The organism is Sphingomonas sp. FW306-1B-B10E, from assembly GCF_058782005.1.
This window is the reverse complement of sequence record NZ_JBYSXG010000100.1, coordinates 1-3,606: the sequence shown is the minus strand read 5'-3', so window position 1 is coordinate 3,606 and position 3,606 is coordinate 1. Positions and strand designations below refer to the sequence as shown.

The following is a 3,606-nucleotide window of genomic DNA, read 5'->3' as shown; positions in this document are numbered from 1 at the left end:
ACCCCAACCCCTCCCCTGAAGGGGAGGGGCTTTTCAGTCTCACCCTCCCTCATGCCGACACCACCGGCCCGGAGCTCTCCAAACTCAGCGTGTAGCTCCGCTCGCCATTGAAATCCCCGGCATAATCGAGCCGCGTCACCAGGAAGCGCCCGGTCATGCTCTCGCCGCTCTCGAAGCTCAGCCGGTAATCGTCGATCACCCCGCTCAGCGCATTGGCCTTGACCCGCCCCTCCGCCGCCGATCCGGTGAACACGCCCGCACCCGACACGCTCACCGAACGCACGCCTGCGCCCGACAGCAATTCGCGCCACCCGCCCGAATCCTTGCTGGTGATCACCACTGCCTCGCCATTGACGCTGAGCTGCGTCGTCCGCAGCCCCGCCACCGTGGTGAAACCGACCGGTGACCCGCCATTCCCGACCTTGAGCAGGAACGCGCTACCCTTCTCCGCCGCCATCGCTTTTCTCCTAATTGACTTGCAGCATCCGCACCCGGAACTCGATCACCGCCGCGCACATCCCCGGCCCTTCGCGAAAGATCCGGCTGCGCAGGAACGCCAGGCTGGCGATCCGCCACCCCTCGCCCAGATCGCGCGGCAGCCCCGGGATCACCGCGGCGAACCGGTCGGCAATCGCGCGCAGCCGGGCGCGATTGTCGTCGCCGAACACCACGATCGACATCCGCCCCTCGCGGCCGATCATGTCCTTGGTCCCCCAATCGACCAGCACCGCGTCGTCGATCACCGCATAGGGCCTGAGCGCGCGCTGCGGCGGCGAATCGAACACGCCGTTGACCACCAGGCCCAGTCCCGAATCCAACCCGAGCAGCGCCGCGAGCGCCTCGGCCAATTGCGTATGCGCACTCATCGCAGCCACCCTCCCGGCCAGCGCAAGGCGGGGTCGCGCAGCCAGCGCCGCCACAGCCCCCGCCCCGAAATCACCACGCGCTTGTCCTCGGCCTCGACCGAGAGCCCGGGCAGCGCCTCGCGCGCGGCGTCGCGCAGCCGCAGCGCCGCCTGCGCCGCCGCACGCTCGCCCGCCGCCTCGGCGCGCGCCTCGAGCCCGTTCATGCCGACCGCCGCGCGGGCGCGAGCCGCACCCGCCGCCACGGCCGCCACAAGGCCGCGACCGCCGCCGGCGGCGCCCCGCCGCTCGCCCGCGCCTCGAACAGATGCACCGCGAGCAGCACGATCCCTTGCGCCAGCGGCGCCGGCAGCGCGCCGAACTCCCCGGCCAGCCCTGCCGAATAGCCGACGCGGATCCGCCCGACGGCGATGCCTGCGCTGCCGCGCACCCAGCCCTCGCCCGCCGCGTCGACGTCGATCGCATAGGCATCGGCGGGCAGCGCGAAGCCGGCGCCCGCCATGCTCAGCCCCTCGACCGTCTCGATCGCCGCGACCGGCGCCGCGGCGAGCCGCTGCCACGCGCCATGCGCCGGCAATATCATCTGCCACGCGCGCACGATCAGCGATTGCCCGGTAAACGCCTCGCACAGCGCCAATGCCGTCGCGACATGCGTGTCGAGCAGCGCGTCCTCGGCAGTGCCGCTGACGCGCAAGTGAAGCTTGGCAGCATCGCGCGCAGCCGCGATCGCCACCGCCGGAAAGGGCGGAGCAAGCATGAGTGTCTCCTACATCGAGTTCTCCCTCGCCCCCTGAAAGGGGGAGAGGGTTGCGCAGACTTAGGTTTTGCGAAGCAAAGCCTTAGTCGGAGCTGGGTGAGGGGGTGCGGCTTCGAAGAAGCCGCGCGGCGCAACGCGCCGTTCTACCCCTCACCGACCTCCGCTAGGGCGGCAAGCCGCGATATCCTCTCCCACAAGGGGAGAGGGAAAAGTTCACGAAACCGCGAACTTGAGCAGCTTGATCGCCTCGGAGTTGCTCACCATCCCCCCCACGCGCTTGGTCGCGTAGAAATGCACGAACGGCTTGTTGGTATAGGGATCGCGCAGCACCTGCGTCTCGCCGCGCTCGGCGATCAGATAGCCCGCCTTGAAGTTGCCGAACGCGATGCTCAGCGAATTCGCCGCGATGTCGGGCATGTCCTCGGCCTCGACCACCGGATAGCCGAGCAAGGTCGCCGGCTGGCCCGACACCAGGCTCGGCTGCCACAGGAACGCCCCGTCGACCGTCTTGAGCTTGCGGATCTTGGCCAGCGTCGCGCTGTTCATCACCCAGCTCGCGCCCTGGCGATACGGCGCGCGCAGGCTCTGGACGAGATCGATCAGTTTCTCGTCGGGATTGGCCGCGAACGCCCCCGCCGCGCCGCTCGCAATATATTGCAGCGTCCCGAACGGCCGCGCGGCATCGCTGACCGCCGAAGTCGCCGCGGTCAGGAAGCCCTTGGGCCGATTGACCCCGCTGCCATTGACGAAGGCGCTCCCCTCCGCCGCGGCGAATTCGCGCGCGACTTCGCTCGCCAGCCATTGCTCGACATCGAACGCCGCATCATCGAGCATCGCCTGACTCGCCGCCGGATTGGCATAGAGGTCGCCCATCGGCGGCGCGACTTCGTTGAACACGGGCGTCGCGGTCTCGGGTCGCGCGGCCGTCTCCGCGGCCCAGCCCGACACCACGCCGCCGCTGGTCACCAATTTGCGATAGCCGCTGCTCCCCACCTTCACGACATTGGCGATCGCGCGAATCGGCGACACCGTCTTCAGGGTCGCGTCGATCAGGCTGTCGATCTCCTCGGGCACGGCATAGCCGCCCGCGGCATCGGTCGCGCCCGACAGCGCCTTCATCTCGATCCCGCCCCCGCTGCGCAGGAACCCCTCGAACGCCGCGCTGCCCAGCGGCCGCCCGCCCGCCAGCATCGGCCGCACCGGCGGCAGCCCGCCGCGCTCCACTGCCTCGAAGCTCGCCTCGAGCGCATTCGTCGTCACCTCGTCCATGCTCGTCTCCCGTCCACGCAAAAAAGCCCGGCGAGGAATCCCGCCGGGCTGGAAATTGCTGATCAATCTCGAACGGCTGTCCCCCCGCCGGGGACGCCAAAGCCATCGCTCCCCTCCCTGAAAGGGAGGGGCCGGGGGTGGGTGCGCGCGTCTGCGCGCCCAAAAAGAGAATCTGTACGCTGCCCGGCAAAAGCCCGCCTGAGCCAGTGCATTCTGCCGCTTCGACCAGGCTAGTTACGAGCTGTCTGGTTACGTCAAATAGCGAGACCGCGGCGTTCGAGTCCGCCCTGCCCGCGAAGCGACTGCAACGGGCCGAATGCCGCCCAAGCGTTCCGCAGCAATCTCCAAAACGTGCAGAACGACCCCGTCGGGATTGGCGAGCACCTCCGAATTCCACAGGCGTGTGACACGCCAGCCATTCGCTTCCAGGAATGCGGTCCGCTGCGCATCATAGGCGATCGCTTCGAGATGCTGGCTTCCGTCCAACTCCACCGCAAGGCGCACGCTCCGGCAAGCGAGATCGATGATGTAGGGAGCCTCGATACATTGCCGCGTGAATGCTGGACGATAGCATGCGATGCGGTGCCAGATCGCAAGCTCCGCCGGCGTAGGGTTGTTCCGTAACGCGCGCGCTCGGGCGGTCAGCTTCGGATCGATCCGGCGTCGCATTCGGTGAGCCTAGGTGGCTTCGCTGCGCTCGCCAACCCACCCCTAACC

Annotated in this window: 6 protein-coding genes; all 6 read right to left on the bottom strand. The window is 68.6% G+C overall.

What is annotated here, in order from left to right:
- Positions 1–49: 49 nt before the first annotated feature.
- Positions 50–457 (bottom strand): phage major tail protein, TP901-1 family, encoded by a 408-nt coding sequence (locus AC3WJI_RS21425; protein WP_492759336.1) that lies wholly within the window; start codon positions 455–457, stop codon positions 50–52.
- Positions 458–467: 10 nt separating this feature from the next.
- Entirely contained in the window at positions 468–866 is a 399-nt protein-coding gene (locus tag AC3WJI_RS21420) for a DUF3168 domain-containing protein (RefSeq protein WP_492759335.1), read from the bottom strand.
- Entirely contained in the window at positions 863–1,069 is a 207-nt protein-coding gene (locus AC3WJI_RS21415) for a hypothetical protein (RefSeq protein ID WP_492759334.1), read from the bottom strand. The genes AC3WJI_RS21420 and AC3WJI_RS21415 overlap by 4 nt, the downstream gene beginning before the upstream one ends.
- Positions 1,066–1,620: a head-tail connector protein gene (locus AC3WJI_RS21410; RefSeq protein ID WP_492759333.1), complete on the bottom strand. Its 555-nt coding sequence runs from the start codon at positions 1,618–1,620 to the stop codon at positions 1,066–1,068. Before AC3WJI_RS21410 ends, AC3WJI_RS21415 begins: the two co-directional genes overlap by 4 nt.
- A gap of 213 nt (positions 1,621–1,833) precedes the next feature.
- Positions 1,834–2,889 carry a phage major capsid protein gene (locus tag AC3WJI_RS21405; protein ID WP_492759332.1) on the bottom strand — a complete coding sequence of 352 codons (1,056 nt, stop codon included), beginning with the start codon at positions 2,887–2,889 and terminating at the stop codon, positions 1,834–1,836.
- Positions 2,890–3,138: 249 nt separating this feature from the next.
- Positions 3,139–3,558: an endonuclease domain-containing protein gene (locus tag AC3WJI_RS21400; protein ID WP_492759331.1), complete on the bottom strand. Its 420-nt coding sequence runs from the start codon at positions 3,556–3,558 to the stop codon at positions 3,139–3,141.
- Positions 3,559–3,606: the final 48 nt, after the last annotated feature.

Bases quoted from the DNA above. Each gene is read 5' to 3' on its own strand.
- AC3WJI_RS21425 (WP_492759336.1), bottom strand. From the start codon at position 457: ATGGCGGCGGAGAAGGGTAGCGCGTTCCTGCTCAAGGTCGGGAATGGC.
- AC3WJI_RS21420 (WP_492759335.1), bottom strand. From the start codon at position 866: ATGAGTGCGCATACGCAATTGGCCGAGGCGCTCGCGGCGCTGCTCGGG.
- AC3WJI_RS21415 (WP_492759334.1), bottom strand. From the start codon at position 1,069: ATGAACGGGCTCGAGGCGCGCGCCGAGGCGGCGGGCGAGCGTGCGGCG.
- AC3WJI_RS21410 (WP_492759333.1), bottom strand. From the start codon at position 1,620: ATGCTTGCTCCGCCCTTTCCGGCGGTGGCGATCGCGGCTGCGCGCGAT.
- AC3WJI_RS21405 (WP_492759332.1), bottom strand. From the start codon at position 2,889: ATGGACGAGGTGACGACGAATGCGCTCGAGGCGAGCTTCGAGGCAGTG.
- AC3WJI_RS21400 (WP_492759331.1), bottom strand. From the start codon at position 3,558: ATGCGACGCCGGATCGATCCGAAGCTGACCGCCCGAGCGCGCGCGTTA.